We start from the raw sequence: 1212 nt of genomic DNA, 5'->3' as shown, positions 1-1212 counted from the left end.
CTGCTTATCTTGATAGAGATAATTTTTAAAGGATTTTATTAGATTAAAATGTTGTGAAGAAAAATTTGATAGGCTAATTATATTTGAAGCTAATTTTAATGGTGAAAAATCCGATCGTATGAAATATTTGATGGGTATTTGTGATGATAAAGTTCTTGTTATACAATGTGCTTTGGGGGGTAATGGTTGGGGCATTCAAAAAAGTTATACTATTAATACCGATACCACCAATGATTTAATGGAGATTTTTAATAATTCATTGATTACAAAGCCGATTGAAACAAATAATATAGAGATTGTCGCGTTGACACAAATTGATGACAAGGGGCAAATTGACGCAAAAATTTTCCCTCACTTAAATCAAGCACAATACAATTTGACATATAAAATGTTAAAATTTCGGTATCTTCAATAGATTCAAAATGGGATCATCATTATTTTTCAGTTGAAATGGATGCTAATGATAGATCTTATAATTACTTTAATGGGCCAAAAGATTGGAATAACCATTTTCCGCGTAAGCCCTCTTATGACCCTAATCTCATTATGCCTTATATAGTGCCACCAGATATTTATGCACCACTTTTTCGCTAAAAAATGAAGAACTATTTAATTATACTTTTATTCTTAATTTCATCATGTACATGGGATCCTGGAGATTCTATACTTCAAGTAGTTAATCATACAGGCCATGATGTCTCAATCGAATGGGAAAAGGACTCAATTCCTTCCTATCCAGCTTTTAATAAAACAGAATATTACCTTGAGAATCCAACTTATAATAATGATACCTTGAGTGCTGGAGAATCTGGACGATTTGGCTGGAAGAGGTTTATTACCCAGAGTAAGAATAAAAAAGTGAATTTATTTGTTTATAAAATGGACTCTCTCAGAAAGTATAACAGTATCGACTATTTGAATGAGAAGAGGATTTACAAAAGATATTCTTATACAAAAGAAGAACTTGAAAAATGTAATTGGATAGTGATAATTTCACATTAAATACTTTTGCTCGCTTAAAGGCATTGGGAAAAATGTTAAAGAAAGCAATAATTACTACAGAAAATGAATTAGTTCTTAATCGCATTGACCTCCCCCCAATTTTAGGACACGCTAAATTCGAAAATCAGGGCGTTAACTGGTTTTTTTCCACATCTCCTGAGGCGTTAAACCTCCTAAGGAACTATGTGGTCTAAAGGTATTATATTCTGC

General features: G+C 31.7%; 3 protein-coding genes. 2 read left to right on the top strand and 1 reads right to left on the bottom strand.

What is annotated here, in order from left to right; genetic code table 11:
• Positions 1-118: 118 nt before the first annotated feature.
• Both DBR11_RS23865 and DBR11_RS23860 read left to right on the top strand, forming a co-directional pair.
• On the top strand, positions 119-415 hold the full coding sequence (locus tag DBR11_RS23865) for a hypothetical protein (RefSeq protein ID WP_108555100.1): 297 nt from the start codon (positions 119-121) through the stop codon (positions 413-415).
• A 182-nt stretch (positions 416-597) separates the two neighbouring features.
• Positions 598-1002, top strand: a complete 405-nt coding sequence (locus DBR11_RS23860; protein ID WP_108555099.1) for a hypothetical protein — start codon at positions 598-600, stop codon at positions 1000-1002.
• A 132-nt stretch (positions 1003-1134) separates the two neighbouring features.
• On the opposite strand, the gene DBR11_RS30670 is transcribed toward DBR11_RS23860, so the two are convergent.
• Positions 1135-1212, bottom strand: a 78-nt coding sequence (locus DBR11_RS30670) for an integrase core domain-containing protein (protein ID WP_146186583.1), incomplete at its 5' end; no start/stop codon positions are given.

Source organism: Pedobacter sp. HMWF019, from assembly GCF_003061025.1.
Lineage (GTDB): Bacteria > Bacteroidota > Bacteroidia > Sphingobacteriales > Sphingobacteriaceae > Pedobacter.
Note: the sequence above shows the minus strand (reverse complement) of the source record. Positions and strands in the feature narration are given on the sequence as shown.